At 64.6% G+C, this 26,587-nt stretch carries 25 protein-coding genes; 17 read left to right on the top strand and 8 right to left on the bottom strand.

The genetic code is table 11. From position 1 onward, the window contains the following. Positions 1-83 precede the first annotated feature (83 nt). The gene (locus ACMCNM_RS05480) at positions 84-2,321 is read right to left on the bottom strand and encodes a beta-galactosidase (RefSeq protein ID WP_412764058.1); all 2,238 of its coding nucleotides are present in this window, start codon (positions 2,319-2,321) and stop codon (positions 84-86) included. An 81-nt stretch (positions 2,322-2,402) separates the two neighbouring features. Next, positions 2,403-4,547 carry an ATP-dependent DNA helicase DinG gene (gene dinG / locus ACMCNM_RS05475; protein ID WP_027594226.1) on the bottom strand — a complete coding sequence of 715 codons (2,145 nt, stop codon included), beginning with the start codon at positions 4,545-4,547 and terminating at the stop codon, positions 2,403-2,405. Between the two features lie 97 nt (positions 4,548-4,644). Between dinG and ACMCNM_RS05470 the strand changes: the two genes are divergently transcribed. Further along, entirely contained in the window at positions 4,645-5,109 is a 465-nt protein-coding gene (locus tag ACMCNM_RS05470; protein ID WP_186682740.1) for a CopD family protein, read from the top strand. Positions 5,110-5,143: 34 nt separating this feature from the next. Here ACMCNM_RS05470 and ACMCNM_RS05465 read toward each other — a convergent pair whose 3' ends face one another. The 3 genes from ACMCNM_RS05465 to ACMCNM_RS05455 all read right to left on the bottom strand — a co-directional run bounded on the left by ACMCNM_RS05465 (position 5,144) and on the right by ACMCNM_RS05455 (position 7,044). Continuing rightward, a complete protein-coding gene (locus tag ACMCNM_RS05465; protein ID WP_099430253.1) occupies positions 5,144-5,902 on the bottom strand; it encodes a hypothetical protein in 759 nt (252 codons plus the stop codon). Beyond that, complete coding sequence (locus ACMCNM_RS05460; RefSeq protein WP_027594223.1) at positions 5,895-6,170, bottom strand: DUF1145 domain-containing protein; 276 nt, start codon at positions 6,168-6,170, stop codon at positions 5,895-5,897. Before ACMCNM_RS05460 ends, ACMCNM_RS05465 begins: the two co-directional genes overlap by 8 nt. A gap of 181 nt (positions 6,171-6,351) precedes the next feature. Further along, a complete protein-coding gene (locus tag ACMCNM_RS05455; RefSeq protein ID WP_027594222.1) occupies positions 6,352-7,044 on the bottom strand; it encodes an OmpA family protein in 693 nt (230 codons plus the stop codon). Positions 7,045-7,203: 159 nt separating this feature from the next. Between ACMCNM_RS05455 and ACMCNM_RS05450 the strand changes: the two genes are divergently transcribed. The 10 genes from ACMCNM_RS05450 to pdeM all read left to right on the top strand — a co-directional run bounded on the left by ACMCNM_RS05450 (position 7,204) and on the right by pdeM (position 18,968). Continuing rightward, positions 7,204-7,698, top strand: coding sequence for a DUF6231 family protein (locus ACMCNM_RS05450; RefSeq protein WP_264311890.1), 495 nt, complete (start codon positions 7,204-7,206; stop codon positions 7,696-7,698). A 2-nt stretch (positions 7,699-7,700) separates the two neighbouring features. Further along, entirely contained in the window at positions 7,701-8,177 is a 477-nt protein-coding gene (locus ACMCNM_RS05445) for a YchJ family protein (protein WP_027594220.1), read from the top strand. Positions 8,178-8,179: 2 nt separating this feature from the next. Next, a complete protein-coding gene (locus ACMCNM_RS05440; RefSeq protein ID WP_186682779.1) occupies positions 8,180-8,656 on the top strand; it encodes an LEA type 2 family protein in 477 nt (158 codons plus the stop codon). Between the two features lie 7 nt (positions 8,657-8,663). Next, entirely contained in the window at positions 8,664-8,867 is a 204-nt protein-coding gene (locus ACMCNM_RS05435; RefSeq protein ID WP_033694179.1) for an SEC-C metal-binding domain-containing protein, read from the top strand. Between the two features lie 428 nt (positions 8,868-9,295). Further along, on the top strand, positions 9,296-11,737 hold the full coding sequence (locus ACMCNM_RS05430; protein ID WP_412764057.1) for a penicillin acylase family protein: 2,442 nt from the start codon (positions 9,296-9,298) through the stop codon (positions 11,735-11,737). Positions 11,738-11,911: 174 nt separating this feature from the next. Beyond that, complete coding sequence (locus tag ACMCNM_RS05425) at positions 11,912-12,928, top strand: ligase-associated DNA damage response exonuclease (protein WP_027594213.1); 1,017 nt, start codon at positions 11,912-11,914, stop codon at positions 12,926-12,928. Beyond that, positions 12,925-14,583 carry an ATP-dependent DNA ligase gene (locus ACMCNM_RS05420; RefSeq protein ID WP_412764056.1) on the top strand — a complete coding sequence of 553 codons (1,659 nt, stop codon included), beginning with the start codon at positions 12,925-12,927 and terminating at the stop codon, positions 14,581-14,583. Before ACMCNM_RS05425 ends, ACMCNM_RS05420 begins: the two co-directional genes overlap by 4 nt. 98 nt (positions 14,584-14,681) lie before the next feature. Then, positions 14,682-15,797, top strand: coding sequence for a succinylglutamate desuccinylase/aspartoacylase family protein (locus ACMCNM_RS05415; RefSeq protein ID WP_027594211.1), 1,116 nt, complete (start codon positions 14,682-14,684; stop codon positions 15,795-15,797). 67 nt (positions 15,798-15,864) lie between these two features. Then, positions 15,865-18,318: a ligase-associated DNA damage response DEXH box helicase gene (locus ACMCNM_RS05410; RefSeq protein WP_412764055.1), complete on the top strand. Its 2,454-nt coding sequence runs from the start codon at positions 15,865-15,867 to the stop codon at positions 18,316-18,318. Continuing rightward, positions 18,315-18,968 carry a ligase-associated DNA damage response endonuclease PdeM gene (gene pdeM, locus ACMCNM_RS05405; RefSeq protein WP_027594209.1) on the top strand — a complete coding sequence of 218 codons (654 nt, stop codon included), beginning with the start codon at positions 18,315-18,317 and terminating at the stop codon, positions 18,966-18,968. The genes ACMCNM_RS05410 and pdeM overlap by 4 nt, the downstream gene beginning before the upstream one ends. Before the next feature lie 12 nt (positions 18,969-18,980). Here the strand turns inward: pdeM and ACMCNM_RS05400 are convergent, their stop codons facing one another. Together ACMCNM_RS05400 and dcd are read right to left on the bottom strand one after the other, a co-directional pair. Beyond that, positions 18,981-19,208 (bottom strand): hypothetical protein, encoded by a 228-nt coding sequence (locus ACMCNM_RS05400; protein ID WP_099455137.1) that lies wholly within the window; start codon positions 19,206-19,208, stop codon positions 18,981-18,983. Positions 19,209-19,303: 95 nt separating this feature from the next. Continuing rightward, positions 19,304-19,870: a dCTP deaminase gene (gene dcd / locus ACMCNM_RS05395; RefSeq protein WP_012313046.1), complete on the bottom strand. Its 567-nt coding sequence runs from the start codon at positions 19,868-19,870 to the stop codon at positions 19,304-19,306. A gap of 340 nt (positions 19,871-20,210) precedes the next feature. Between dcd and ACMCNM_RS05390 the strand changes: the two genes are divergently transcribed. Then, positions 20,211-20,420 (top strand): cold-shock protein, encoded by a 210-nt coding sequence (locus ACMCNM_RS05390; protein ID WP_027594207.1) that lies wholly within the window; start codon positions 20,211-20,213, stop codon positions 20,418-20,420. Positions 20,421-20,562: 142 nt separating this feature from the next. Here the strand turns inward: ACMCNM_RS05390 and apbC are convergent, their stop codons facing one another. Then, on the bottom strand, positions 20,563-21,657 hold the full coding sequence (gene apbC, locus ACMCNM_RS05385; protein ID WP_412764054.1) for an iron-sulfur cluster carrier protein ApbC: 1,095 nt from the start codon (positions 21,655-21,657) through the stop codon (positions 20,563-20,565). Positions 21,658-21,815: 158 nt separating this feature from the next. Between apbC and metG the strand changes: the two genes are divergently transcribed. The 5 genes from metG (at position 21,816) to ACMCNM_RS05360 (ending at position 26,584) form a co-directional block, all read left to right on the top strand. Next, on the top strand, positions 21,816-23,855 hold the full coding sequence (gene metG / locus ACMCNM_RS05380) for a methionine--tRNA ligase (protein WP_027594205.1): 2,040 nt from the start codon (positions 21,816-21,818) through the stop codon (positions 23,853-23,855). An 87-nt stretch (positions 23,856-23,942) separates the two neighbouring features. Then, positions 23,943-24,491: an Rnf-Nqr domain containing protein gene (locus ACMCNM_RS05375; protein WP_186682751.1), complete on the top strand. Its 549-nt coding sequence runs from the start codon at positions 23,943-23,945 to the stop codon at positions 24,489-24,491. Beyond that, the gene (locus ACMCNM_RS05370) at positions 24,488-25,471 is read left to right on the top strand and encodes an RnfABCDGE type electron transport complex subunit D (protein ID WP_412764053.1); all 984 of its coding nucleotides are present in this window, start codon (positions 24,488-24,490) and stop codon (positions 25,469-25,471) included. The genes ACMCNM_RS05375 and ACMCNM_RS05370 overlap by 4 nt, the downstream gene beginning before the upstream one ends. After that, positions 25,468-26,067 (top strand): RnfABCDGE type electron transport complex subunit G, encoded by a 600-nt coding sequence (locus tag ACMCNM_RS05365; RefSeq protein ID WP_412764052.1) that lies wholly within the window; start codon positions 25,468-25,470, stop codon positions 26,065-26,067. The genes ACMCNM_RS05370 and ACMCNM_RS05365 overlap by 4 nt, the downstream gene beginning before the upstream one ends. Further along, a complete protein-coding gene (locus ACMCNM_RS05360) occupies positions 26,060-26,584 on the top strand; it encodes an Rnf-Nqr domain containing protein (RefSeq protein ID WP_412764051.1) in 525 nt (174 codons plus the stop codon). Before ACMCNM_RS05365 ends, ACMCNM_RS05360 begins: the two co-directional genes overlap by 8 nt. Positions 26,585-26,587: the final 3 nt, after the last annotated feature.

Here is a 26,587-nt window from a genome sequence, read left to right as displayed (position 1 = left end):
ATTGTTTCAGTAGTTGGCGGTTTTGCAAACTGGCTTAGGCTGGGTGGTCGCAGGTAAAGGGGCCGTTTAACGGCCCCGATGGCTCACGGCTGCGGCTTGGCCAACTGCGCGCGCAACTGACCAATGGCCTGCTGGTTGTTTTTACGCACCGCCTCGACGAACCCTGGGTAGGGCACATCAGTGATGGCCACCAGCCCCAGGTGCCCGTTCTCACCATCGAGCAGCCGCCCACTGGCCGGTTGGTCCAGGTACTGGAACCAATGCGCACCGACGATCATCGGCTGCGCCAACGCGGCCTTGAGGAAGTTGCCATAGGCCGGCCCACGGTCTTCTTCACGCGCCACCTCCAACGGCCCCGGCCAGAACGGCCCACGGTCGCGGGAGCCGAACTGGAACTCGGACACCAGCACCGGCTTGTCCAGCTCGGCAAGGCGGGCGAAGTCGTAACCGTCCTCAGGCTTGAGGGTATAGAAGTTGAAACTCAGCACGTCGCAGAACTCCGCGCAGGCCTTGACCGCTTCTGGCGTGCTCACCGCATAGCGGCCGCCGAGCAGCAGGTGATTGGGCGCGTGCCACTTCAACGAATCGGCGATGGTCTTGAAATAGGTCTCGGCGAACACCTGCTGGAAGTACTGGTAATCCCGTTCGATTTCCGGGTGCTCCGGGTTGGGCAAGGGGGCCTCGAAACCGGGGTCTTCCATCAGCTCCCAGGCGGACAGTTCAATCCCCCAAGCCTTGGACAGGCCCTCCTGGTTGCGGTATTTGTCCCGCAGTTGCTTGAGGAAGGCGCGCTTGGCGGGCACGTCGGTGGTCAGGCGCAGTGTGCCGTAGGCCAGCCCGTAGCGGGCCTTGGGGTCATTGCCCGGTGCGGCCCAGGCCAGCTCGTTGTCAGCGAAGTAGCCGATCAGCCACGGGTCATCACGGTGGTCCCGGGCGGCGATGGCGACCGCGCGCTCAGTGGCCATGGCGAACCGGGGGTCGAAGGGGTCGGGCATGCTGCCCCACCAGTCCATGCCCGTGCTGATGCTGGCATAGTCACCGACAATCGACAGCGGCAAGGTGTAGGGCATGCGCTTGGCCTGGCCCAACGCCGAATCGCTCCAGTTACCCAGGGTGTTGAAACCCCAGGCTTGCAGGCGATCGAGCGCGTGCGACTGCCAGCGCGAGGCATCCAGCACCAATGGCGGGCACTCTACTGCAGGCTGCCCCTCAACGCTGGGCGGGCAAGGTTTGCCATAGGTGCGCTGGATATTGGCGGCATAGAAGTCGAACCAACGCCCCTGCTTGAAGTTGCGCCCTTGCGACGAGGCATTGCCGTCGTCGTTGTTACCCTTGCCATAGAACGCCGCCAGCGGATCATTATCGCCGGGCAGCGCCTTGAACATGCCGTCACGGCCTTCGACGTAGGTGCGCCCGCCATCTGCGGCCACGGCGTTGACACCCAGCGAGTAGAACGGGTGCCCATCCGGCGTTACCAGGTACCAACGGCCATCACGCTTCTCGGTTCGGAAAAAGCCCTTGGCCTCGAACGCCGCCCCGTCCAGCAGCCCGCCATAGGTGTCCAGGGGCTGCTTGCCAAGCTCTGCCAGCCAGCCCTTGAGTTGCTGCTGTTCGCGCACATCGGCAGCCTTGAGCTGCTCGTCGCTGCCGATTTTTTCAGGCCATTGGCCACGCGTGGACTGGCCATAAGCGTCAATCAGCTCGTGGTAGGCAGCTTTGTAGGCCTGGTCGTCATCCTGAATACCCACTTTCTCGATCAGCAGGCTCTGTGCCACCTTGGGGTTGGGGATCGTCAGGCTGACAGAGGCCACTTGCTTGAGGTCTACCGCGCCCGCGCTACTGGTCAGCAGCAGGCGCTGGCCGGCATACGTCCACGGCATTGGCGGGCCAGCGCGCATGCCCTGGCTCAACGGCGAGGTGGCCGTGAGCGGCACCATCACCGTCTGGGCCGGCCCGGCTGGCAGGTCGATGCGGCTGGTCAGCGTGCGGCCATCAGTGCCCAGCACAGTGACATCCACAGTCAGCGCCCAATCCATGGCGCTTTGCAGGCGCAAGGTCAGGAACTGCCCGGCCGACCAGTCCCAGGCACCGCTTTGTGGGCTCAGGCGCAGGGTCGGCCGCTCGACCGGGTTGAACACCACACGCCGCAGCACCTCCCCCCCGGCCGTTTGCTCTGCGTTGTACTGCGGCATGCCGGCATCTTCGGTCACCACGTTGACCACCGAGGCCGGGCGCACGAAGCTGAACAGCGTCTGCTGCCCGGCCAGCAAGGGCGAGCTGAACAACAGGGCGAATACGACAGGCAGGGTACGGCGGACCATAGGGCTAGGGCTCTCCTTCAGGGCCCTCGTGAGCCCAAGACTGAGTGATGGACAACAAGCCGGAGCAGTGTGCTCCGGCCGTCAGGAAATCTCCCGCCGGAAGGGCGGCAGCGCATTGAGAATAGCCTTGCCGTAGCGCTGGGTGACCAAGCGCCGATCGAGCAAGGTGATGACGCCGCGATCCTGCTCGGTCCGCAGCAACCGGCCACAGGCCTGGATCAACCGCAACGAGGCATCCGGCACGGCAATTTCCATGAACGGGTTGCCGCCACGGGCTTCGATCCACTCGGCCAGGGCCGCCTCGACCGGGTCGTCGGGCACGGCGAAGGGGATCTTGGCGATCACCACATGCTCGCAATAGGCACCGGGCAAATCGACACCTTCGGCAAAGCTGGCCAGGCCGAACAGTACGCTGTGCTGGCCATCATCGACCCGCGCCTTGTGCTTGTTCAGGGTCTCCTGCTTGGACAGGTTGCCCTGGATCAGCACCAGCTTGCGCCAGTCCCGGTCCAGGCCGTCGAACACATCCTGCATCTGCTTGCGCGACGAGAACAACACCAGCGCACCCCGGGCATCGTCGAGCATGTTGGGTAATTCGCGGATGATGGCGGCGGTGTGCGCCGCCGCATCACGTGGGTCGGCGCCCAGGTCGGGCACCCGCAGCAGGCCGGCATCGCCATGCACGAATGGGCTGGGGACCACGCAGGTAACAGCATCACGCGGCAGGCCCGAACGCATGCGGTAGCGGTCGAACTTGCCCAGTGCGGTGAGCGTGGCCGAGGTCACCAGCGCGCCGTGGGCGACACTCCACAGGCTGCGACGGAGCATTTCGGCGGCGAGAATGGGGCTGGCGTTGACTTCGATGTCGAACAACGCCCCACTTTCGGCCAGGGTCAGCCAGCGCGCCATGGGCGGGCTGTCTTCGGGGTCTTCGGCGGTGAAGGCCGTCCACAGCTCCCAGTTGCCCTGAGCGCGGGTCACCAGGCTGCCGAACAGCGGGTACCATTCTTCGGCCTGGTGGCTGGCGATACCGATATTCACTTCACCGTCCATGCCTTCCTTCAGCAGGTCAGCCAGGCGGGTGAACAGGTCGTTGAGACGGGCGAAGCCCTTTTTCAATTCGATGCCCACCTCGCGGATCTGCTCCGGCACCACGCCACCTTCGAAGCGATAGCGCGGGCGTTCACGGCCCTCGGTGTCTTCGCTGGGGCGGAAGTCCGCGACCTGTTCGCACAGGGTGAACATGAACTGCTGCTGGGTGCGGATCTCCCGTGCCAGCTCCGGCACCTGTTCGATCAGTTTGCCCAGGTCACCCGGCAACGGGTGCTGGGCCAGCAGCTTGGTGAGGTTCTTGGCGGTCTGCTCCAGCCAGTCGGCGGTGGAGCGCAGGCGCGAGTAATGCGCGAAGTGGCCAATGGCTTTGTCTGGCAGGTGGTGGCCTTCGTCGAACACGTACATGGTGTCGCGTGGGTCGGGCAACACCGCGCCGCCCCCCAGGGCCAGGTCAGCCAGGACCATGTCATGGTTGGTGACGATCACGTCGACCTTGCCCATGCCCTCGCGCGCTTTATAGAACACGCACTGCTGGAAGTTCGGGCAGTGGCGGCCGGTGCATTGGCTGTGATCGGTCGTCAGGCGTGCCCAGTCCTGGTCTTCCAGGGCTTCGGACCAGCTGTCGCGGTCGCCGTCCCAGCGGTTGCCCGCCAGTTTCTCGATCATGCTGTTGAACAGTTTCTGGCTGCGCTCGTCGACTTCGATGTGGAAGCCTTCTTCCTCAAACAACTGCGCCGTGGCCGATTGTGCGTGGCCTTCTTGCAGCAGCACATCGAGCTTGGACAGGCACAGGTAGCGGCCGCGCCCCTTGGCCAGGGCGAAGCTGAAATTCAGCCCGCTGCTGCGCATCAGGTCGGGCAGGTCCTTGAAGACGATCTGCTCTTGCAGGGCGACGGTCGCGGTGGCGATGACCAGGCGCTTGCCGGCAGCCTTGGCGGCCGGGATCGCGGCCAGCGCATAGGCGACCGTCTTGCCGGTACCGGTACCCGCCTCGACGGCGACAACGGCAGGCTCGCCGGCACGGCGGCCTTCATCGTCGCAGGCGATGTCGCCGAGCACCTTGGCCACTTCGGCGATCATCAGGCGCTGGCCGTACCGCGGCTTGAGGCTCTTGGCTTCGAGAAAACGCGAGTAGGCGCCCTGGATGGTGGCTTTGAGTTCGTTGCTGATCATGGTCTGCAGGCGCCCGGAGGGCTGGATATATTTTCAGTGTTTCGCATGGGCGGCTATCATACCCCGCTATTGCCCTTTATGCCGCATGGAGATCCGGATGCTTGCCTTTGCCCTCCCCTACACACTGCATGTCCTGGCCGCGCTGGTCTGGGTCGGCGGCATGTTCTTCGCCTGGCTAGTGCTGCGCCCGGCAACGGTTGCAGCCCTCGACGGGCCTGCGCGCCTGCGGTTGTGGGTGGAAGTTTTCCGACGCTTCTTCAGATGGGTCTGGTTGGCTGTCGCGATTTTGGCGATCAGCGGTATCGGCATGTTGCACATGCGCTTCACAGGCTTCGAGACCGCGCCCAAGTACGTGCATGTGATGATCGGTGGCGGCATTGCCATGTTCGCCCTCTTCATGCGCATCCAGGCCTTGCTGCTGCCCGAGCTGAAAACAGCCGTGCAGGCCGAGGACTGGGCGACGGGGGCCGCAGTACTGGGCAGGATTCGACGGATGGTCGGTATCAACCTGCTGCTGGGCATCGCGGTGGTGGCCGTGGCCAGCTCGCGGTGGGTGCTGTAGGCGACGCAACCCTGGGCCGCGCCGCCCGCGCGGGTCAAAGGCGCTGCAGGATCAACTCACCCGAGGCACCGGCCAGGCCTGGCTGGCCCGGCTGCCCCGGCCGCCCGCTGGCACCGGCATCGGTGCGATAGACCAAACACCCTTTACTCGCCCCGCCTTTGCCTGCCTTGCCCGCTGTGCCGGCCTGGCCCGGGGCACCGCCATCCAGGCGCACCACAATGCGCGATTGAGCAAAGCCCTGCGGCACACTCAGGCGAATTCGCCCACCCGCCGCACCGTCATGCCCGTTGCCGCCATCATCGCCATTGGCGCCGCGGCTGGCTTGGCCCCAGGTGCAGCCCCCGGCCTGGCCGTTGGCACCATCGAGGCCTGCATAACCCGGCGCGCCGGCGCCGCCTCGGGCATCGATCGACAGTTGCTCGGCCTCTAACTCATCCAGCTTCAAGTCCAGGCTTCGCCCGGAACGGGCCGCACGCTGGTAGGTGCCTGGCGCACCCGGGGCACTGATCTGGCTGCCCTCACCCAGCCGGGCACTGCGTGCTTCAATCCGCAGCGGGTGGTCAGCGGGGGCAATGGCGATACGCGCCTCACGCCCCAGTTGCAGGTGATCGACCTTCAACTCGGTGAGCGTGGCAGGCAAAAGCAGCGTCGCCGAGTCGGCCACGCGCAGAGACTCAAGGTGCACGCTGGCCGACTTGTCGGGCAAGCGCAGCATGGAATTGGAAGCCACCTCAAGGCTTTCGGCCTGGGCCAAGGGCGCGGCCAACACCGCCAGCAACATCAGATTACGCATTGCGCGGCGCCTCCTGCGCACGAGGAATGGACATGACATGGAAGATCCCCGTCAGCAGGATCTGCAAGCGGTCGAACCAACGGTGGCTGCGCCCACGCAGGCTGGCGTTGAAGAACAACACCTCGAGCACATGCAGGCTCAGCAAGACAATGCCTGCCGCGTTGATCAGAAGATTGAATGGCAAGGGTTGCGGCATCAACAGATTGAACAGCGCCACGCCCCAGAAGATAACGGTCAGGACCTTGCCCAGGCCCAGGATGAACTTCATAGCCCCGCCCCTCTACATTTATTGTTATGTCGAAGCGGCCCGTTCGAGCGAGCCGTGCGACCAACAGTACCTGTAATGCCAAGGCGTGCGCCAGAGGCCCTGCAGTGACGCTTGTCGGATCGAACTGCCCAGCAGCCTGCGCCCGCGCCACTGCTCCAGGCGCGGACGCTGGTGCTGGCCGTCACCGCTGGATCTTGATCTCGGTGCGACGGTTCATGGCGCGCCCATCGGCCGTGGCGTTGTCAGCCACTGGCTGGGTTTCCCCGGCACCCACTATCGAGACGAAGCTGCTGCGCGGCACACCGCTCTCGACCAGGTAATCGGTCACCGAATGGGCACGGCGCTCGGACAGTTTCTGGTTATAGGTGTCAGAGCCCACGCTGTCGGTATGGCCGCTGACACTCAGGCGGGCACTCGGTGCTTCCTGTTTGAGGCGGGTGGCGATGGTGTTCAGCCGCTCTTTATCCTTGGCGGTCAGACGCGCAGAGTCGAACTCGAAGTGCACATCGCGGATGACGATGACTTCTTCCTTCTGCACCACGACTTCCTCGACCACCGCGACCGGTTCTGGCGGGCAGCCATTGGCATCGACCTGCACACCGCGTGGGGTGCCGGGGCACTTGTCACGGCTGTCCGGCACGCCGTCACCATCCTCGTCGCCATCGCCATGGGCCCAGCAATAGCCCGCCGCCAGGCCACCGCCCAACAACGCGCCCCAGCCAGCCCAGCTGGAACTCTCGATGGCACCCAAGGCGGCGCCGCCTACGCCCCCGACGGCAGCACACTTCGGCCAGTCGGTTTTTTGCAAACCTGCACAACCAGTCAACACACTGGTGAGCAGTACCAGGGGTATCGCTGTGCGTACTATGCTCATTTTCGTTGCTTCTCCTAGGGGAATCGGCATAAGGCCGATCTCTGGGAGTAAAGACCGCGCAATCCATCCCTGCCAGCAATAAGCCACGACGCGGTCACATGCCGCTTTGCCCAGGCGCTGCGGCCCGTTAGTCTTGGATGACTTGAACGAGGATTGGCAATGACCGACGGTTTTTCCCAGCGCACGCCCCAGCAGGCCTTGGCGGCCCTGCTCGAGCGTTTTACCCCTCAACGCCTGTTGCTGGTAGGCACGCGCTTCCCCGCACTGGACGCCTTTGCCGAGGCACACCCGCAGGTGGCCATCGCAACGACTGCACCCGGCCCATTGCCGGCAGACCTTGCCAGTCAACGCTTCGACTTGGCGGTGCTGGTGGACTGCCTGGAGCACCTGCCCAAGCGTACCGGCCTGGAACTGCTGGGCGGCATCCGTAACCTTAATGCCAGCCGGGTTGCGGTGCTGGCCGACCTCTCGGCCTGCGGTTGGCAAGACACCGACTTTTTCGCCCTGGCCTTGTCTGCCAGCGAAAAATTCCGTCGTGAAGGGCAGGTGTTGAGCCTCTTCACCTATGATCTACATGACTACAAGCAAGTCCCGGACTGGCTCAATGCGCGATTCTGGGCCAACCCTGAAAATTTTGGAAAGTACTGGTGGTGATGATGAGTGTCTCGGTCTGCCCTTGCGGCAGTGGCAACCTGCTCGACGCCTGCTGCGGGCACTACCATGCCGGAACCCCGGCGCCGGATGCCCAGACGCTGATGCGCTCGCGCTACAGCGCTTACGTGCTGGGCCTGATCGACTACCTGGTGAGCACCACCCTGCCGGCCCAGCAAGCGGCGCTGGACCGCGGCGCCATGGCCAGTTGGAGCGCCCAAAGCACCTGGTTGGGGCTGGAGGTGGAAAGCGCCGAGGTGCTGGGTGGCCAACCCGAGCACGGTTTTGTCACCTTCACCGCGCGCTGGCACGATGAGGACGGCGATCACCAGCACCGCGAGCGCTCGGCGTTCGTCCAGCATGAGGGGCGCTGGTACTTCATCGACCCCACGGTTGGGCTGAAGGCCGGGCGCAACGATCCTTGCCCTTGCGCCAGCGGTCAGAAGTTCAAGAAATGCTGTGCCAGTTACGTGGCCAGCTGAGCATGATCGCCCAGGCCCGCGTACTGCTGCTCGGCGCCCTGCTGGCACTGCTCGCGGGCTGCGTCAGCTGGGGCGGCGACGACTGGCGCGAACCTGAGGTGCACCTGGTCAGGGTCGAAACGGTCAAGGCCAGGCTACTTGAGCAGGAGTTCGTGCTGCACCTGCGCGTCGACAACCCAAATGACAGCCGCTTGTTCATCCGCAGCCTGGCGTATTCGATACGGCTCAACGACCTGTTGCTGGTGCAGGATGAGACCAGTGTGTGGCGCAGCGTCGGCGGCCATGCCCGGCGCACCTTCAAGATCACCGCGCGGACCAACCTGTGGCAGCACCTGAAGCCGCTGGCCAAGCTGCTTAAAAGCGAGCAACCGCTGCATTACACCTTGCAGGGCGAGCTGGCCACCGGGTTGCTGTTTCACCGGGACCTGCACTTGTCGCGCAGTGGTGAGATAATCCCCGGTGATTTCATACCGGAGTAACTTTGCAATGACCCAGCAACCTCATGTTCATGGCCCTGACTGCAACCACGATCATGATCACCACCACGATCACGACCACGGCCATGTGCACGGCCCGCACTGCAACCACGGCCATCAGGAACCTGTTCGTAACGCCCTGAAGGACGTTGGCCGCAACGATCCTTGCCCTTGCGGCAGCGAGAAGAAGTTCAAGAAGTGCCACGGCGCTTGATCGGCACGTTGTGCTGAGGGCCTGGGTGTAGGGCTTGAGTGATGTGATGCTCTCAAGATCGAGCGCCGCCCGCGCGGCGCATCGCGAGCAACGCTCGCTCCTACGTTTGTTTCGGGCCAGTAAAGCCTGTGAGAGAGGCGCGCGACCGCCTTGTTTGTTCGACTCGATATCGTGTCAGGCGCCAAGGGACCGCGCGCCAATGCCACAGGAAAAATTGGCCCGAAACAAACGTAGGAGCGAGCGTTGCTCGCGATGCGCCGCGCGGGCGGCGCTCGATCTCGAGAACACCACTTCACTAAAGCCCTACACCTGCACGCCCCTCCCACATACCATTCGTAAATAAACCGCCTCAGCACCTTGCACCGCGCCTGCGTGCTCACTACCTTAGCGCCTTCCAAACCCCCGCCACGCCTTGCAGGAGCCTTGTCATGGCCGCCCCCGCCTTTCCTCCCTTCCGCCCGCGGTTCACGACCGCTGCCACGCTGCTCGGCATGCTTGGACTCGCCGGTTGCCAGATGGGCGGCTACCAGGACAGCGTGCCACCGACCACCGGCGTACAGCCGCTTAAAGGCCTGGCACAAAACGTCTCGGTACGGCGCAATGCCATGGGCGCGCCGTTGATCGAGAGCGGCAACTTCCATGACGCGCTGTTCAGCCTCGGTTACGTACACGCCGGGGATCGCATCGAGCAGATGGTCGCCATGCGCCTGCTCGCCCAAGGCCGCCTCGCCGAACTTGCCGGCAGCGATGCCCTCGACATCGACCGCCTGATGCGCGCCGCCAACCTCAAGCAAAGCGCCGCCCAGCAATACGCCGACGCCTCGCCACGGCTCAAGCGCTTCTTCGAGGTCTACGCCCGCGGCGTCAACGCCTACCTGTTCCGCTACCGCGACAAGCTGCCCGCCAGCCTGGCCAGCAGCGGCCATCGCCCTGAGTACTGGAAGCCAGAAGACTCGGCGCTGATCTTCAGCCTGTACGCCTTCAGCCAATCGGTGAACCTGCAAGAAGAACTCAGCGCCCTGACCCTGGCGCAGAAGGTCGGCAGCGACAAGCTGGCCTGGCTGCTGCCCGGCGCACCGGACGAACCGTTGGCCGACAGCGAAGTGGAAAAGCTCAAGGGCCTCAACCTCGCCAGCCAGCTACCCGGCTTGCCCGCCCTGGCGGCAGCCAGCCAAAAGCTCGCCGACTTCGACCTGCTCGGCAGCCCAGGCTCGGCCAACCTGGCCTTGGCAGGCCAACGCAGCCGCAGCGGCAAGAGCCTGCTGGCCAGCGACAGCCAGGCCGCCTGGGCGCTAAGCCCGGTGCAGATCCACACTGGCAAGTACCAGGTCGCCGGCCTGTCGCTGCCGGGCCTGCCGATTGTGCTGGCCGGCTACAACGGCAAGATCGCCTGGAGCAGCAGCGCCGTGATGGCCGACAACCAGGACCTGTACCTGGAGCAACTGCGCCGCCAAGGCAACCAACTGAGCTACCTGGCCGACGGCAAATGGCTGCCAGCACGGGCACGCAGCGAAACCTTCTTCGTGCGTGGTCAACGCCCGCTGCGCGAGGTCATGTACGACACGCGCCACGGCACCCTCCTTGCCCAGCCGGCAAGCGCCAGCCTGGGCCTGGCCCTGAACCTGCCTCAATTCAAGGGCGACCGCAGCCTCGACGCGCTGTTCGACCTGACCCGCGCCAAGACCGTCGAACGGGCATTCGACAGCACCCGCGAAGTCGCCGCCGCGGCGCTCAACTTCGTCTTCGCCGAGCCAGAGCACATCGGCTGGCAAGTCAGCGGGCGCTACCCTAACCGCCGCGAAGGCCAGGGCCTGCTGCCTTCGCCCGGCTGGGACGGCCGTTACGACTGGGACGGCTACGCTGACCCGATGCTGCACCCTTACGATCAGGACCCGCCGGCTGGCTGGATCGGCCACGCCAACCAGCGCAGCCTGCCGCGCGGCTACGGCATGCAGTTATCCAACACCTGGTACTACCCCGAGCGCGCCGAGCGCCTGGCTCAGTTGGCAGGCAACGGCCGTCACGACAGCCGCAGCCTGATGGCCCTGCAAAACGATCAAGTCACCCTGCTGGCCGACAAGCTCAAGCAGATGTTCGACGCACCGGGTATGGCTCAACCGCTCAAGCAAGCCATCGATGCCCTGCCACCTGCACAGCGTGACAAGGCCCGCGACGCCTTGGCCCGGCTCAAGGCATTCGATGGCCGGCTGAGCCCGGTGTCGGCAGATGCCGCGCTGTACGAGCTGTTCCTTCAGGCCTTCGCCCGCGAAACCTTCCTCGACGACCTCGGGCCAGAATCCAGCCCTGCCTGGCAGGCCTTCGTCAGCAATGCGCGGCTCTCCTACTCGGCACAGGCCGACCACCTGCTGGGCCGCGAGGACAGCCCGTTCTGGGATGACCGCAGCACCCCGCAGAAAGAAGACAAACCGGTGATTCTCGCCCGCAGCCTGGCCGCTGCGGTGGATGCCGGCACTGCGCAACTCGGCGCCGACCGCCGCGCTTGGCAGTGGGGCAAGCTGCACCAGTACCGCTGGCCGGCACCGGCCTACCATGGCCTGGGTGATGCCCTCAGCCGTTCACCGCTGGCTGCCGGCGGCGACTTCAGTACCCTGGCCCTCACCCCCTACGCCTGGGGCAGTGACTTCGACACCCGCCTGCCAGCGTCGGCACGCATGGTCGTCGATTTCGGCCAGGCCGAACCGTTGCAGGTGCTGACCAGCAGTGGCCAGTCCGGCAACGCGGCAAGCCCGCACTACAGCGACGGGTTGGATACCTGGTTCAAGGGGCGTTTCATGAGCCTGCCGCTGCAACCGCAGAACTTTGGGCGGGCCTATGGGAGCCAGCGGCTGACCTTGGTGCCGGGTCGGTAAAGGGGATGGTGTGATGCCGTGAGTGCATGACGCCTCCCTATAGCGCCTGTGAGATCGAGCGCCGCCCGCGCGGCGCTCGATTTCACAGGCGCCACAACCCCCACGACGAACTCACTCGAACTTCCCATCGCCCACCGCGCTCCTAACTGGTAACCCACCACCGGCGCCCGTGCCATGGACCTCGTTATCGCCCGCCCCGAAGGCCTGTACTGCCCGCCCGGTGATTTCTACATCGACCCCTGGCGGCCGGTGGACCGTGCCATCATCACCCACGGCCACGGCGACCACGCCCGCACCGGCAATAATCACTACCTGACCGCCGCGCCCGGCGCGGGCATCCTGCGCAGCCGACTGGGCCAGGACATCAACCTGCAAACCTTGGCCTACGGCGAGCGCATCCTCCACCACGGTGTCACCCTAAGCTTGCACCCCGCCGGCCATGTGCTGGGCTCGGCGCAAGTACGCCTGGAATACCAAGGCCAGGTTTGGGTCGCTTCGGGCGACTACAAAGTCGAACCCGATGGCACCTGCGCCCCGTTCGAGCCAGTGCGTTGCCACACCTTCATCACCGAGTCGACCTTCGGCCTGCCTATCTACCGCTGGCCCCGCCAGCCTCAGGTGTTCGCCGGTATCAACGCCTGGTGGCGCGCCAATTGCGCACAGGGCAAGGCCAGCGTGTTGTTCTGCTACGCCTTCGGCAAAGCGCAGCGCATTCTCCACGGGCTGGACGCGAGCATCGGGCCGATTCTGGTACACGGCGCGGTCGAGCCGTTGAACCGGGTGTACCGCGAAGCTGGCGTGCACCTGCCGGAAACCCGCTATGCCGGCGACATCCCGCGCAACGACCCATTAATGCGCCAAGCCTTGGTCCTGGCCCCGCCCTCTGCCGGGGGCAGTAGCTGGATGCGGCGCTTCGGCGATTACAGCGATGCCTTCGCCAGCGGCTGGATGCTGTTGCGCGGCACACGCCGGCGGCGTGGCGTCGACCGCGGCTTCGTACTGTCGGACCACGCCGACTGGCCGGGCCTGCTGTGGGCCATTGGCCAGACCGGCGCTGAGCGCGTGATGGTCACCCATGGCTCGGTTAACGTGCTGGTGCGCTACTTGAACGAACAGGGCCTGGATGCTCGCGCCTTCGCCACCGAATACGGCGACGAAGACGAGCCCGCGACCTCGGAGCCCGAGGCATGAAAGCCTTCGCCGCACTGTACCTGCGCCTGGACGCGACCACCTCCAGCAACGCCAAGCTCGACGCCTTGCGCGACTACTTTGCCCAGGCGCCTGCAGAGGATGCGGCCTGGGCCGTGTACTTCCTCGCCGGCGGCCGCCCGCGGCAACTGGTGCCAACCCGTGTGCTGCGCGAACTGGCGACTGAGCTGGCAGAACTGCCTGAATGGCTGTTCGAAGAGAGCTATCAAGCCGTGGGCGACCTGGCCGAAACGATCTCGTTGCTGCTGCCCGAGAACAGCCATGGCAGCGACGAGGGGTTGGCCCACTGGGTCGAGACACACCTGCTGCCCCTTCGTGGCCTGCCGCCCGACGTGATCCGCCAGCGCCTGCCGCCGCTCTGGGCGCAGCTCGACCGGCCAAGCCTGATGCTGTGCCTGAAGCTGATCACCGGCAGCTTTCGCGTCGGCGTGTCCAAGCTATTGGTCACCCGCGCCCTGGCGCAACTGGCCGGCCTGGACGCCAAGCGCGTGGCCCAGCGCCTGGTCGGCTACACCGACATCAGCCACCGCCCTACCGCCGCCAGTTACCAGCAGTTGATCGCTGCCGAGTCGGCGGATGAACACCGCCAGCGTGGCGGTCAGCCCTATCCTTTTTTTCTGGCCCACCCGCTGCAGGCGCCCGTCGAGCAATTTGATGCGCAACTCGGCCCGCCGAGCGACTGGCAGATCGAATGGAAGTGGGATGGCATCCGCGCACAGGTGGTCAAGCGCGACGGCCAGCTGTGGGTCTGGTCGCGTGGCGAAGAGCTCGTCACCGATCGCTTCCCCGAGCTGCACAGCCTGGCGCAAACACTGCCGGACGGTGTTGTGCTCGATGGCGAGATCCTGGTGTGGAAACCAGGGGCCACGGACGATGCCCTGGCCGTGCAACCCTTCGCCCTGTTGCAACAACGCCTGGGCCGCAAGACCCTGGGCAAGAAGCTGCTGGCCGACGCGCCCGTGGTGCTGCAGGCCTATGACCTGCTGGAATGGCAGGGCGAGGATTGGCGCAACCAGGCGCAGCACGTACGTCGTCAACAGTTGCAACGCCTGGTGGCAGATTACCCGCTAGCGCCTGTGCTGCTGTCGCCCTTGCTCGAAGGGCAAACCTGGGCCGAGCTGGCCGAACAGCGCGAGCAGTCGCGCAGCCTGGGCGTGGAAGGCCTGATGCTCAAGCAGCGCGAGGCCTTGTATGGCGTGGGTCGCACCAAAGACATGGGCACCTGGTGGAAGTGGAAAATCGACCCGTTCAGCGTCGATGCCGTGTTGATCTACGCCCAGCGTGGCCACGGCCGCCGCGCCAGCCTCTACAGCGACTACACCTTCGCCGTCTGGGACGCGCCCCCCGGCACGGCCGGGCGAGCTTTGGTGCCCTTCGCCAAGGCGTACTCAGGGCTGAGCGACGAAGAGATGCGCAAGGTTGACGCGATCATCCGCAAAACCACACTGGAAACGTTCGGCCCGGTGCGCAGCGTGACCCCGACCTTAGTGTTCGAACTGGGTTTCGAAGGCATTGCCCTGTCCAAACGCCATAAAAGCGGCATCGCCGTGCGCTTTCCACGCATGCTGCGCTGGCGCCTGGACAAACCGGTCGAAGAAGCCGACGACCTCGCGACACTGCAGGCGCTGCTGATCTGACAGTGCCTAATTCGCACAGGCGCAGACGCAAAAATTATGCTTCTATCTTTGTGCCGACCCGTGTCGCAGACCGTATTCGCCACGTAGCCAGGACTACCATGCACCATTCGACCCACGACCTGCTTTCTCCCGTACCGGGCATTTCACGCCAACTGCACAGCTTTCACTTTGGCCCACGCGGTGGCGGCAAGGTGTACATCCAGGCCTCGCTGCATGCCGACGAACTGCCCGGCATGCTGGTGGCCTGGCACCTCAAGCGCAGGCTGGCCGAGCTGGAACAACAGGGCCGTCTGCAGCGGGAAATCATCCTGGTGCCGGTGGCCAACCCGGTCGGTCTCGAACAGGTGCTGCTGGACGCCCCGTTGGGGCGCTTCGAACTGCAGAGTGGCGAGAATTTCAATCGCAACTTCGTCGACCTGTCCGATTCGATCGGCGATCAGATCGAAGAGCACCTGACCCAGGACGCCGCACACAACGTCGCCTTGATCCGCGAATACCTGCGCCGCGGGCTGGACGCCCACCCCGCACGCACCCCACTCCAGGCCCAACGCCTGATCTTGCAACGCCTGGCTTGCGACGCCGACCTGATACTCGACCTGCACTGCGACTTCGAAGCCGTCGAGCACCTGTACACGACGCCCGATGCCTGGCCACAGATCGAGCCACTGGCCCGCTACCTGGGCGCCCAGGCGAGCCTGCTGGCCACTGACTCAGGCGGCCAATCGTTCGATGAATGCTTCAGCCTGGTCTGGTGGCAGTTGCAGCAACGCTTTGGCAAGCGCTTCCCGATTCCGCTGGGCTGTTGCTCGGTCACTGTCGAATTGCGCGGCCAGGCGGATGTGAGCCATGACCTGGCCGGCAAAGACTGCCAGGCGATCCTCGACTTCCTGACCCACAACGGCGTCATCGAAGGCACCTGCGCCCCCCTTCCTCCACTGCCCCGCGCGGCCACGCCCCTGGCGGCCGTAGAGCCCGTGTCGACGCCGCTTGGCGGTTTGCTGGTGTACCACGCGCGCCCAGGCCAGCACCTGCAAGCCGACCAGTTGATCGCCGAAGTCATCGACCCGCTCAACGACCGGGTGACTGCGGTGCGCAACAGCCAACCCGGCCTGCTGTACGCCCGTAGCGTGCGCCGCATGGCGACGGCAGGCATGGTCATCGCCCATGTGGCGGGCGAGCAGGTGTGCCGCAGCGGCTACCTGCTGGGGAACTGATCCGGTAAAACCAATGCCCCTGGCGGGCGGTCAGTAGAAGCACAGCCTTCGAAGGATCACCCGCCCCATGGCCGCCTCCACCGACCTCGCCACCGCCTGGTTCGCCCTGCGCGGCTGGAAACCCTTCGCCTTTCAGCGCCGTGTCTGGGCGGCCGTCGAACGCGGCGAGTCCGGGCTGTTGCACGCCAGTACCGGCGCCGGCAAAACCTACGCCGTCTGGCTGGCGGCCCTGCGCGCGTTCGCCGTTGCCAGCTCAGCCCGCCAGCCGGCCCCCTTGCAGGTGCTGTGGGTGACGCCCATGCGCGCCTTGGCCGCCGACACCGCGCGTGCCTTGCAAGCGCCGCTCGATGAGCTGGGCCTGAACTGGAGCGTGGGCGTGCGCAGTGGCGACACTGGCAGCGCCGAACGCGCGCGACAAGCCCGGCGCCTGCCCAGCGTGTTGATTACTACCCCCGAGAGCCTGACCCTGCTGCTGACCCGGGCACAGGCCCGTGACGACTTCGCCAACCTGCGCCTGGTGGTGGTGGATGAATGGCATGAGCTGCTGGGTAACAAGCGTGGCGTGCAATTGCAACTGGCCCTGGCACGCCTGCGCCACTGGCACCCGCCGCTGCTGACCTGGGGCCTCTCGGCCACCCTCGGCAACCTGCAGCACGCACGCGACGTGCTGTTGCCAGGCGATGGGTTGCTGGTGCAAGGCCGGCAAGACAAGCAACTGCAGGTCGATACCCTGCTGCCCGACGCGATCGAGCGGTTCCCCTGGGCAGGACACATGGGCTTGAAGATGCTCGATCAGGTCAGCCGGGAGCTCGACAGCAGCGCCAGCAGCCTGGTCTTCACCAACACCCGCGCGCAGGCCGAACTGTGGTACCAGGCGCTGCTCGAGGCACGCCCCGACTGGGCCGGCCTGATCGCCCTGCACCACGCTTCGTTGTCCCGCGACACCCGCGACTGGGTCGAGCGAAACTTGAAGCAAGGGACGCTTAAAGCCGTCATCTGCACCTCCAGCCTGGACCTGGGCGTGGATTTCCTGCCCGTGGAGCGGGTGCTGCAGATCGGCTCGGCCAAAGGCATCGCCCGCCTGATGCAGCGCGCCGGTCGCTCCGGGCACGCACCGGGGCGCCCCTCGCGGGTAACCTTGGTGCCCACCCACAGCCTGGAATTGGTGGAGGCCGCTGCGGCCCGGCATGCCCTGCTCGCCGGGCAGATCGAGGCCCGGCGCTCACCACAGCTGTGCATGGATGTGCTGGTGCAACACCTGGTCAGCATGGCCTTGGGCAGTGGCTTTCGCCCCGAGCAGTTGCTGGCCGAGGTACGCAGCACCTGGGCCTTCCGCGCGTTGCGCGACAGCCAGTGGCAGTGGGCGCTGGACTTCGTCTGCCACGGCGGCAACTCGCTCAGCGCCTACCCTGACTACCAACGTGTCGAACCCCACGCCGACGGGGTCTGGCGGGTTGCCAGCGAGCGCCTGGCACGGCGCCACCGCATGGGCATCGGCACCATCGTCAGCGAGGCCAGCCTGCAGCTCAAGTACTGGAGCAAAGGCGGCGGTGGCAAGTCGCTGGGCAGTGTCGAGGAAGCGTTCATCGCCCGCCTGCGGCCCGGTGATAGCCTGGTCTTCGCAGGGCGCGTGCTGGAACTGGTGCGCGTCGAGAACATGACCGCTTACGTCCGCCGCAGCACCTCGCGCAAGGCCGCTGTGGCCCGCTGGAATGGCGGGCGCATGCCGCTGTCCAGCGAACTGGCCGATGCCCTGGTCGAGCAACTCGATGCCGCCGCCCACCAGCGTTACGAAGGCCCGGAAATGCGCGCCGTGCGCCCATTGCTGGCCTTGCAGGCAAGCTGGTCTGCACTGCCGACTACCCGCACGCTGCTGGCCGAAACGTTAAAATCTCGCCAAGGCTCGCACCTTTTTCTGTACCCGTTCGCCGGGCGCATGGCCAACCTCGGCTTGGCCAACCTGATTGCCTGGCGGGTCAGCCAGGTGCAACCGCTTTCGGTCTCAATTGCGGTCAGTGACTATGGCTTTGAGTTGCTCAGCCCAAGCGCCGTGGACTGGGCCAGGCATTTGCCCAGCGCGCTCTCGACCGAGCACCTGCTGGAGGATGTACTGGCCAGCCTGAATGCAGGCGAGATGGCGCTAAGGCGCTTTCGCGAGATCGCCCAGATCGCCGGCCTGGTGTTTGGCGGCTACCCGGCGGCGCAAAAGAGCACCCGGCAGATCCAGGCGTCGAGCGGGCTGTTCTACGAGGTGTTTCGCAAGCACGATGCCGACAACCTGCTGCTGGGCCAGGCACGGGACGAAGTATTGCGCGAAGAACTGGAAATCGAGCGGTTGCACCGGCAGTTGGCGAAGCTGGGCCAACTGCAGCTGGACCTGCGTGAATTACGCCGCCCAGGGCCACTGGCCTTTACCCTGCTGGTGGAAGGCATGCGCGAAACCTTGAGCACAGAAAAACTCGCAGACCGCATTGCGCGGATGGTGGCAGACCTGGAAAAAGTGGCGGGTAACAACGCATGAATGATCACCTGGCCATCGAGCACTGCGGCGAAACCCTGTGGTTACTGCCGGACAAAGCGCTGTACTGGCCTGCCCGCCGGGCCCTGCTGGTAGCGGATGTGCATATTGGCAAAGCTGCCAGCTATCGCGCCCTGCATCAGCCCGTGCCGCGGGGCACAACCGAGGCCACCTTGGCGCGCCTAGACCAACTGCTGACAAGCCATGAGTGCCAGATGCTGATCATTTTGGGCGATTTCCTGCATGCCAAAACCGCGCGCGCACCGGCAACGCTGGCCAAGCTGCAAACATGGCGGGAACGGCATGCCGGACTGCGCATCGTGCTGGTGCTTGGCAACCATGATCGCCACGCGGGCGACCCACCGCATTCGCTGGACATCGAGGTGGTCGAAGAGCCATGGCTATTGGCACCTTTCGCCTTGCAGCACGAGCCTGTCGCTCACCCCCAGCACCCGGTGCTGGCGGGCCACGTCCACCCGGTGTTCGTGTTGCAAGGGCGGGCCAGACAACGTCTGCGCCTGCCCTGCTTCCTGATGGGTGACGCGATCAGCTTGCTACCGGCCTTCGGTGAATTCACCGGTGGCTGGCGCGTGCAACCCGACGCCGAAAACCGCGTGTTTTTGGCCGGCGCCGGGCGGGTATGGGCGCTCTAAAGCAGCGCCCACTCAGGCGACGGGCGCGGGAGGTGGTTCGTCGGGCAAGGTCGGCTCACCGGGCTCCATGGGCTGCGTTTCACCCGGCTGCGGCGGTTGTGGGGTATCGGGATCAGGCTGGTGAGGCACGCCGCCTGCCTGCATTGGCAGCGGATGCGCCAGCAGTGACCATGGCAACATACCGACCTGGTTAGGCTGCAGGCCAGCCAGCTTGGCACTGATTGCGGGATGGAGTTTCATTGGCAGCTCCTGACGAGAGCCGACACGCATCGTGCACATCGGCAAGTTACTCGTTGGAGTACCAAATGCGCGGGGAATTCCCCGCGCTCGTCGGCTCAGGTGCGTGGCAGGGTGACGCCGCGCTGGCCCTGGTACTTGCCGCCGCGGTCCTTGTAGGACACTTCGCACTCTTCGTCGGACTCGAGGAAAAGCATCTGCGCCACACCCTCGTTGGCATAGATTTTTGCCGGCAAGGTGGTGGTGTTGGAGAATTCCAGGGTCACGTGGCCTTCCCACTCGGGTTCAAGCGGGGTGACGTTGACGATGATGCCGCAGCGCGCATAGGTGCTTTTGCCCAGGCAAATGGTCAGCACGTTGCGTGGAATGCGGAAATACTCCACGGTGCGGGCCAGGGCGAAGGAGTTTGGCGGGATGATGCAGACGTCGCTCTTGACGTCGACGAAGCTGCCGGCGTCGAAGTTTTTCGGGTCGACGGTGGCCGAGTTGATGTTGGTGAACACCTTGAATTCGTCGGCGCAACGTACGTCGTAGCCGTAGCTGGAGACGCCGAAAGAGATGACACGGCTGTCGTGCTCGCCGCGCACCTGGCGCTCGACGAACGGTTCGATCATGCCGTGTTCCTGCGCCATGCGGCGAATCCACTTGTCCGATTTGATGCTCATGGCGGGGGTGTCCTGAAGAGTTGCGAGGTGAAAATCGTGAGGCGCATCTTACCGGTCCCAGCGCCCTCTTCAAAGTTCCATCCTGCATTCTTGCTACAATCCCCGCCAGGCGGGGCCTACAGCTGCCACCGATCTGAATTTCAGTAAAGCGGCCTCTGGCCATTGGCAGGTTGCGGAAAGTGGGTTAAGGTGACGCCACTGTGCTGCACGTGACACCGAGAATCTCTAGTTTGACGCACGATCCTGATCGGCCCATATCTGAATTTTCTGCTCTCTTTGCACTCAGTCCCGGGCAGGGTTTTTCCTGACCGTAATCAACTTTGTCCAAGGAGACAGAAACATGTCCAATCGCCAAAACGGTGTTGTTAAGTGGTTCAACGACGAGAAAGGCTACGGCTTCATCACCCCTCAGTCGGGTGACGACCTGTTCGTGCACTTCAAAGCCATCCAAGCTGACGGCTTCAAAACCCTGAAAGAAGGCCAGGCTGTTACTTTCGTCGCTACCCGCGGCCAGAAAGGCATGCAGGCTGAAGAAGTTCAGATCGCCTAAGTCGATCTCAGCTTTCTAGCTTTCAAAAAAACCCGCCTTCTGGCGGGTTTTTTTATGCCTGGCTGAAACCGGTGCTGGCGTCTTCACGGGGAAACCCGCTCCTACAGGCCTGAGGTGTACCTGTAGGAGGGGGTTTCTCAGGTCAATCCTCGCTGATGGTGATGCTCGGCATCGCCGGCGCTGCGGCTTCCTGCAGCACGATCCGCGCACCGACCTGGCGGGCCAGCTCCTGATACACCATGGCGATCTGGCTTTCCGGCTCGGCAATTGCCGTCGGCTTGCCACTGTCGGCCTGTTCGCGGATCAGCATCGACAACGGCAGCGAGGCCAGCAGGTCGACACCGTACTGGGCTGCCAGCTTCTCACCGCCGCCTTCGCCGAACAGGTGCTCGGCATGGCCGCAGTTGGAGCAGATGTGCACGGCCATGTTCTCGACCACGCCCAGCACCGGGATATTGACCTTGCGGAACATCTCCACGCCCTTCTTGGCGTCCAGCAGGGCGAGGTCCTGCGGGGTGGTGACGATCACCGAGCCCGCCACCGGCACTTTCTGCGCCAGGGTCAGCTGAATGTCGCCGGTGCCTGGCGGCATGTCGATGACCAGGTAATCAAGGTCATCCCAGGCGGTCTGGGTCACCAACTGCAACAGCGCACCCGACACCATCGGGCCACGCCACACCATTGGCGTGTTGTCGTCGGTGAGAAACGCCATGGACATGACTTCTACACCGTGCGCCTTGATCGGCACGAACCACTTCTGATCGCGAATCTGTGGCCGGGTGCCTTCTGCGATGCCGAACATCACGCCCTGGCTAGGGCCATAGATATCCGCGTCGAGAATGCCGACCCGGGCGCCTTCACGGGCCAGGGCCAAAGCCAGGTTGGCAGCAGTGGTCGACTTGCCGACGCCCCCCTTGCCCGAGGCCACGGCGATGATGTTCTTGACGTTGGCCATGGCCGGCACCTGGGCCTGGGCCTTGTGCGCGGCGACCACGCAGTCGATCGACACCTGGGCGCTGCTGACGCCGTCAAGGTTGCCGATCGCGGTCTGCAGCACCTGGGCCCAACCGTTCTTGAACAACCCAGCGGCATACCCCAGTTGCAACTGCACACTGACCTGCCCGCCCCGTATATCCACGGCGCGCACGCAGCCGGCGCTGACCGGATCCTGGTTCAGGTAGGGGTCGGTGTACTGGCGAAGCACGCCTTCGACGGCGGCACGGGTGACGGCACTCATGGAGACTCCCATTGGCAAACTGAATGTAAAACAGGCGCCTATCCTAACCCGTCAATCGTCAGCAGGTGCGTCTGTGGGGTGAAATATCTTCGCCAGCCCTTTATAGTGGCCGATCACCCTCATTTTTACCCCGTAGCCAGATAAGTAGCCGAGCCACCATGTCCGAGCCACGTCAGATTCTCGTCACCAGCGCCCTGCCCTATGCCAATGGATCGATCCACCTTGGCCATATGCTCGAGTACATCCAGACAGACATGTGGGTCCGCTTCCAGAAACTACGCGGCAACCAGTGCATTTATGTCTGCGCCGATGACGCCCACGGTTCGGCCATCATGCTGCGCGCCGAGAAGGAAGGCATCACCCCCGAGCAGTTGATTGCCAATGTCCAGGCCGAGCACAGCGGCGACTTTGCTGACTTCCTGGTGGATTTCGACAACTTCCACTCGACCCACAGCGAAGAAAACCGCGAGCTGTCCAGCCTGATCTACACGCGCCTGCGTGACGCCGGCCACATTGCCACCCGTTCGGTGACCCAGTACTTCGACCCCGAAAAGGGCATGTTCCTGGCCGACCGCTTCATCAAGGGCACCTGCCCCAAGTGCGCGGCCGAAGACCAGTACGGCGACAACTGCGAGAAGTGCGGCGCAACCTACGCCCCGACCGAGCTGAAGAACCCCAAGTCGGCCATCTCCGGTGCCACCCCGGTACTGCGTGATTCCCAGCACTTCTTCTTCAAGCTGCCTGATTTCCAGGCCATGCTGCAGCAGTGGACCCGTAGCGGCACCTTGCAGGATGCCGTCGCCAACAAGCTCGCCGAATGGCTGGACTCGGGCCTGCAAGAGTGGGACATCTCCCGCGATGCGCCGTATTTCGGCTTCGAGATCCCGGGCGAGCCGGGCAAATATTTCTACGTCTGGCTGGACGCGCCAATCGGCTACATGGCCAGCTTCAAGAACCTCTGCGCGCGCCGCCCAGAGCTGGATTTCGATGCTTTCTGGAAGGAAGACTCCAGCGCCGAGCTGTACCACTTCATCGGCAAGGACATCGTCAACTTCCACGCCCTGTTCTGGCCAGCCATGCTCGAAGGCGCGGGCTTCCGCAAGCCAACTGCGGTCAACGTGCACGGCTACCTGACCGTCAACGGCGCCAAGATGTCCAAGTCGCGCGGCACCTTCATCAAGGCCCGTACCTACCTGGATCACCTGCAGCCGGAATACCTGCGTTACTACTACGCGGCCAAGCTGGGCCGTGGCGTCGATGACCTGGACCTGAACCTGGAAGACTTCGTGCAGAAGGTCAACTCCGACCTGGTCGGCAAGGTGGTCAACATCGCCAGCCGTTGCGCAGGCTTCATTCACAAAGGCAACGACGGCGTGATGGTGGCCGGTGATGCCGCACCCGAGCTGACCGAAGCCTTCCTGGCAGCCGCGCCGTCCATCGCCGAAGCCTATGAGAGCCGTGACTTCGCCCGCGCGATGCGTGAAATCATGGCCCTGGCCGACCGCGCCAACGCCTGGATCGCCGACAAGGCGCCCTGGTCGCTGGCCAAGCAGGAAGGCAAGCAGGACGAAGTCCAGGCCATTTGCGCCCAAGGCATCAACCTGTTCCGCCAGTTGGTGATCTTCCTCAAGCCGGTACTGCCGGTGCTGGCTGCCGACGCCGAGGCCTTCCTCAATGTCGCGCCGCTGACCTGGAACGACCACCAGTCGCGCCTGGAAAACCACAGCCTGAATGCCTTCAAGGCACTGATGAGCCGTATCGAACCCGCCAAGGTCGAAGCCATGGTCGCTGCCAGCAAAGAAGACCTGCTGGCCGCCGAAGCCCAGGCGCCGGCCGGCAATGGCGAACTGGCCAAGGACCCGCTGTCGGCGGAAATCGAATTCGATACCTTTGCCGCCGTCGACCTGCGCGTGGCCCTGATCGTCAAGGCCGAGGCCGTACCCGGTGCCGACAAGCTGCTGCAACTGACGCTGGACATCGGTGACGAACGCCGCAACGTGTTCTCCGGCATCAAGTCGGCCTACCCCGACCCGTCCAAGCTGGAAGGCCGCCTGACCATGATGGTCGCCAACCTCAAGCCTCGGAAAATGCGCTTTGGCGTGTCGGAAGGCATGGTCATGGCTGCCGGCCCTGGCGGTGAAGAAATCTACCTGCTCAGCCCGGACAGTGGCGCCAAGCCAGGCCAACGCATCAAGTAAGCCCCCAGCCCCGGCCTCTGTGCCGGGGCTGTTCTATCACCCGCTGAATGCCGGACAATCGACACGATTCCCGGCTATCGTCATGTCATGAGTGACTACCTTCTGGTCCTGATCAGCGCCACCCTGATCAATCACCTGTGCCTGCAGCAACAGCCAATATCGTGGCTGCGCGTGCATGTGCTCGGCCTGGCCTGCGCCTTGTCCGTGGCACTCGCCATGATCGGCGCTCACCTGCTCAGGTGGCTGGTGCTCGACCCTTGGCAGCTCCACGACCTGAGCCTGTTCCTGTTGCTGCCCTGGTTGGCATTGCTGGCCTACGGCGTGCCATCGGCGCTGGCCAGGCTACGCGCCGACTGGCCCGTGGCAGACCTGCCTGCAGTGCTGCTGAGCAACGTCGCCGTGCTGGGGTTGGCCCTGGAGGAGACAAGCGCTGGCACGGCCTGGCTCGCGACGCTGAGCAAAGGCCTGCTGGCCGGCGTGGGCTTGTGGCTTGCGCTGGCCCTGTTCGCGGACCTGCGCCAGCGCAGCGCCCATGCCGACATACCTGTTGCCCTGCGCGGCCTGCCAGTCGAATTGCTCGGTGCGGGCATCATGGCCTTGGCATTTTCCGGTTTCAACGGACTTTTTGCGCAATGACCCCGACCAAGGCAAAGCCTGACCCACGCCTGCGTACCAGCATGGGCCTGGTGCTACTGGCCTGTGCCCCCGGTTTGCTAGCACTGCTGTGGGTGCAGGGCTGGGGGCTGCTGTGCAACCTGCTGCTGTGTGCCAGTGCAGCGTTGCTCTGCGAAGCGCTGCTATTGGCCCTGCGCGGCCAACCTGTAGGTGCGACGCTGAGCGACGGCAGTGCGCTGGTCACTGCGGTGCTGCTGGCGGCCGCCCTTCCTGCGCTGGCCCCTTGGTGGCTGCCCATGGTCGCTGCTGGGGTGGCGATCGGGGTTGGCAAACAGGCCTTCGGCGGTGTCGGCCGCAACCTGTTCAACCCAGCCATGGTGGGCTACGCCTTCGTACTGCTGAGTTTCCCGTTGCAGATGAACCATTGGCCAGGGCACGCGCCGGGGTTGCTCGAGAGCCTGCAACAGGTAGTGGGCGGCGGCGAGCACATTGATGCCTGGGCACAACCGACAATACTGGACGGCCTGCGCCACAACCGCAGCCTGACCATCGATGAACTGTTCGCCAGCCACCCCGGGTTCGGCAGCATCGGTGGGCGCGGCAGCGAATGGGTCAACTTGGCGTTTCTGCTGGGCGGGTTGTTTCTGCTCCAGCGCAAAGTGTTCAGCTGGCACGCGCCAGTGGGTTTGCTGGCTGGCCTGTTGTTGTTCAGCCTGCTGGGCTGGAACGGCTCAGGCTCCGATTCCAACGGTTCGCCCTTGCTGCACCTGTTCTCTGGGTCGACCATGCTGGCGGCTTTTTTCATTGCCACCGAGCCTGTCTCCAGCCCCAAAAGCGAGTGGCCCAAGCTGCTGTTCGGCTTTGGCACAGGCCTGCTGATCTACCTGATCCGTACCTGGGGCAGTTACCCCGATGGCACGGCGTTCGCCATCCTGCTGATGAACCTCATGGTCCCCAGCCTTGAACGGCTGGCCTTGCGCCGCCAAGAGGCTGCCCGATGAAGCCCCTCGCGCAGGCGGCAGTGTTGCTCGCGACAGCGGCGTTGGCCTTGTCGACGACGCTGATCTGGCGCACATGGACCACGCCCACTATCGGCGAAGCCGAAAAACAGCTGCAGAGCCGCCAGCGGCTGGCAGTGCTCCCCGAGGCTAGTTACGACAATCACCCATTGGATACCCCCCTGCCAACGCCCGACGCACAACTTGCGCACAGCCGCATCGTGTCGGCCTATCGGGCAACGCTGGCGGGCACACCTGCAGCGGTCGTCCTGATCACCCAGGTCCAGGGCTATGCTGGGCCGATCGTCTTGACCATCGCCATCACGCCTGACGGGCGCCTGCTGGGCAGCCAGGTGGTCGAGCAGCAGGAAAGCCCCGGGCTCGGCGGGCGCCTTGCCGACCCGCAGGTGCACTGGCTGACGCAGTTTGCCAATCGCAGCCTGGGTGATCACTGGGCACTGAAGCGTGACCAAGGCGACTTCGACCAATTGGCAGGCGCAACAGTCACCTCGCGGGCAGTGATCGAGGCGCTGCAAGATGCCCTGCGCTACTTCGATGAGCATCGTCACGCACTCCTTGAGGGCTTCCCCCATGAATAGGGACTACGTGCTGGTCGCCGCCCTCGCCCCGCTGTTAGGGACGACGCAAACGCTGCCCATGGCGGCTGTCATGGGCGGGTGCGCGGTGTTGATGGTTGGCCTGCATCAAGCCTTGCTGATGCCATTGCGCAACCGCCTGCATGGGGCGGCCTACGTGCTGGCAAGCTTGCTGATACTCGCTGGCCTGGCCAGTTGCCTGCAATTGGCCCTGCGTGCCTGGCTGCTGCCCATGGCGCTGCTCTTGGGCCCGTACCCCGCCCTGTTGTGCCTGACGTGCCTGGCAATGGACCGGCTGCTGCCGGAAGCAGGTCGATGGCGCTCATTGCTACTGCACCTGGGTGGCCTGCTGGCTGCATACCTTGTGCTCGGCGCCTGTCGCCAAGGGCTGGACGAAGCGCTGGGCGTGCAACTTGCCAACCTCGCCCCGGGTGCACTGCTACTGCTCGGAGTGCTGTTGGCCCTGTACAATCACCTGCGTCCGGGCCCTGCCCACCCACGTCGTCAAGGAAAGCCCTGAGTC

The organism is Pseudomonas sp. NGC7, assembly GCF_047159675.1.
GTDB classification, from domain to species: domain Bacteria; phylum Pseudomonadota; class Gammaproteobacteria; order Pseudomonadales; family Pseudomonadaceae; genus Aquipseudomonas; species Aquipseudomonas kermanshahensis.
Note: the sequence above shows the minus strand (reverse complement) of the source record. Positions and strands in the feature narration are given on the sequence as shown.

Excerpts from the sequence above, each read along its gene's own strand:
- ACMCNM_RS05410 (WP_412764055.1), top strand. The coding sequence starts at position 15,865 with ATGGCCGCCTCCACCGACCTCGCCACCGCCTGGTTCGCCCTGCGCGGC.
- ACMCNM_RS05465 (WP_099430253.1), bottom strand. The coding sequence starts at position 5,902 with ATGCGTAATCTGATGTTGCTGGCGGTGTTGGCCGCGCCCTTGGCCCAG.
- ACMCNM_RS05415 (WP_027594211.1), top strand. The coding sequence starts at position 14,682 with ATGCACCATTCGACCCACGACCTGCTTTCTCCCGTACCGGGCATTTCA.
- ACMCNM_RS05450 (WP_264311890.1), top strand. The coding sequence starts at position 7,204 with ATGACCGACGGTTTTTCCCAGCGCACGCCCCAGCAGGCCTTGGCGGCC.
- ACMCNM_RS05430 (WP_412764057.1), top strand. The coding sequence starts at position 9,296 with ATGGCCGCCCCCGCCTTTCCTCCCTTCCGCCCGCGGTTCACGACCGCT.
- ACMCNM_RS05470 (WP_186682740.1), top strand. The coding sequence starts at position 4,645 with ATGCTTGCCTTTGCCCTCCCCTACACACTGCATGTCCTGGCCGCGCTG.
- ACMCNM_RS05370 (WP_412764053.1), top strand. The coding sequence starts at position 24,488 with ATGACCCCGACCAAGGCAAAGCCTGACCCACGCCTGCGTACCAGCATG.
- dcd (WP_012313046.1), bottom strand. The coding sequence starts at position 19,870 with ATGAGCATCAAATCGGACAAGTGGATTCGCCGCATGGCGCAGGAACAC.
- ACMCNM_RS05435 (WP_033694179.1), top strand. The coding sequence starts at position 8,664 with ATGACCCAGCAACCTCATGTTCATGGCCCTGACTGCAACCACGATCAT.
- ACMCNM_RS05480 (WP_412764058.1), bottom strand. The coding sequence starts at position 2,321 with ATGGTCCGCCGTACCCTGCCTGTCGTATTCGCCCTGTTGTTCAGCTCG.
- pdeM (WP_027594209.1), top strand. The coding sequence starts at position 18,315 with ATGAATGATCACCTGGCCATCGAGCACTGCGGCGAAACCCTGTGGTTA.
- ACMCNM_RS05420 (WP_412764056.1), top strand. The coding sequence starts at position 12,925 with ATGAAAGCCTTCGCCGCACTGTACCTGCGCCTGGACGCGACCACCTCC.
- ACMCNM_RS05365 (WP_412764052.1), top strand. The coding sequence starts at position 25,468 with ATGAAGCCCCTCGCGCAGGCGGCAGTGTTGCTCGCGACAGCGGCGTTG.
- apbC (WP_412764054.1), bottom strand. The coding sequence starts at position 21,657 with ATGAGTGCCGTCACCCGTGCCGCCGTCGAAGGCGTGCTTCGCCAGTAC.
- ACMCNM_RS05440 (WP_186682779.1), top strand. The coding sequence starts at position 8,180 with ATGATCGCCCAGGCCCGCGTACTGCTGCTCGGCGCCCTGCTGGCACTG.
- ACMCNM_RS05460 (WP_027594223.1), bottom strand. The coding sequence starts at position 6,170 with ATGAAGTTCATCCTGGGCCTGGGCAAGGTCCTGACCGTTATCTTCTGG.
- ACMCNM_RS05360 (WP_412764051.1), top strand. The coding sequence starts at position 26,060 with ATGAATAGGGACTACGTGCTGGTCGCCGCCCTCGCCCCGCTGTTAGGG.
- ACMCNM_RS05375 (WP_186682751.1), top strand. The coding sequence starts at position 23,943 with ATGAGTGACTACCTTCTGGTCCTGATCAGCGCCACCCTGATCAATCAC.
- metG (WP_027594205.1), top strand. The coding sequence starts at position 21,816 with ATGTCCGAGCCACGTCAGATTCTCGTCACCAGCGCCCTGCCCTATGCC.
- ACMCNM_RS05455 (WP_027594222.1), bottom strand. The coding sequence starts at position 7,044 with ATGAGCATAGTACGCACAGCGATACCCCTGGTACTGCTCACCAGTGTG.
- ACMCNM_RS05445 (WP_027594220.1), top strand. The coding sequence starts at position 7,701 with ATGAGTGTCTCGGTCTGCCCTTGCGGCAGTGGCAACCTGCTCGACGCC.
- dinG (WP_027594226.1), bottom strand. The coding sequence starts at position 4,547 with ATGATCAGCAACGAACTCAAAGCCACCATCCAGGGCGCCTACTCGCGT.
- ACMCNM_RS05390 (WP_027594207.1), top strand. The coding sequence starts at position 20,211 with ATGTCCAATCGCCAAAACGGTGTTGTTAAGTGGTTCAACGACGAGAAA.
- ACMCNM_RS05400 (WP_099455137.1), bottom strand. The coding sequence starts at position 19,208 with ATGAAACTCCATCCCGCAATCAGTGCCAAGCTGGCTGGCCTGCAGCCT.
- ACMCNM_RS05425 (WP_027594213.1), top strand. The coding sequence starts at position 11,912 with ATGGACCTCGTTATCGCCCGCCCCGAAGGCCTGTACTGCCCGCCCGGT.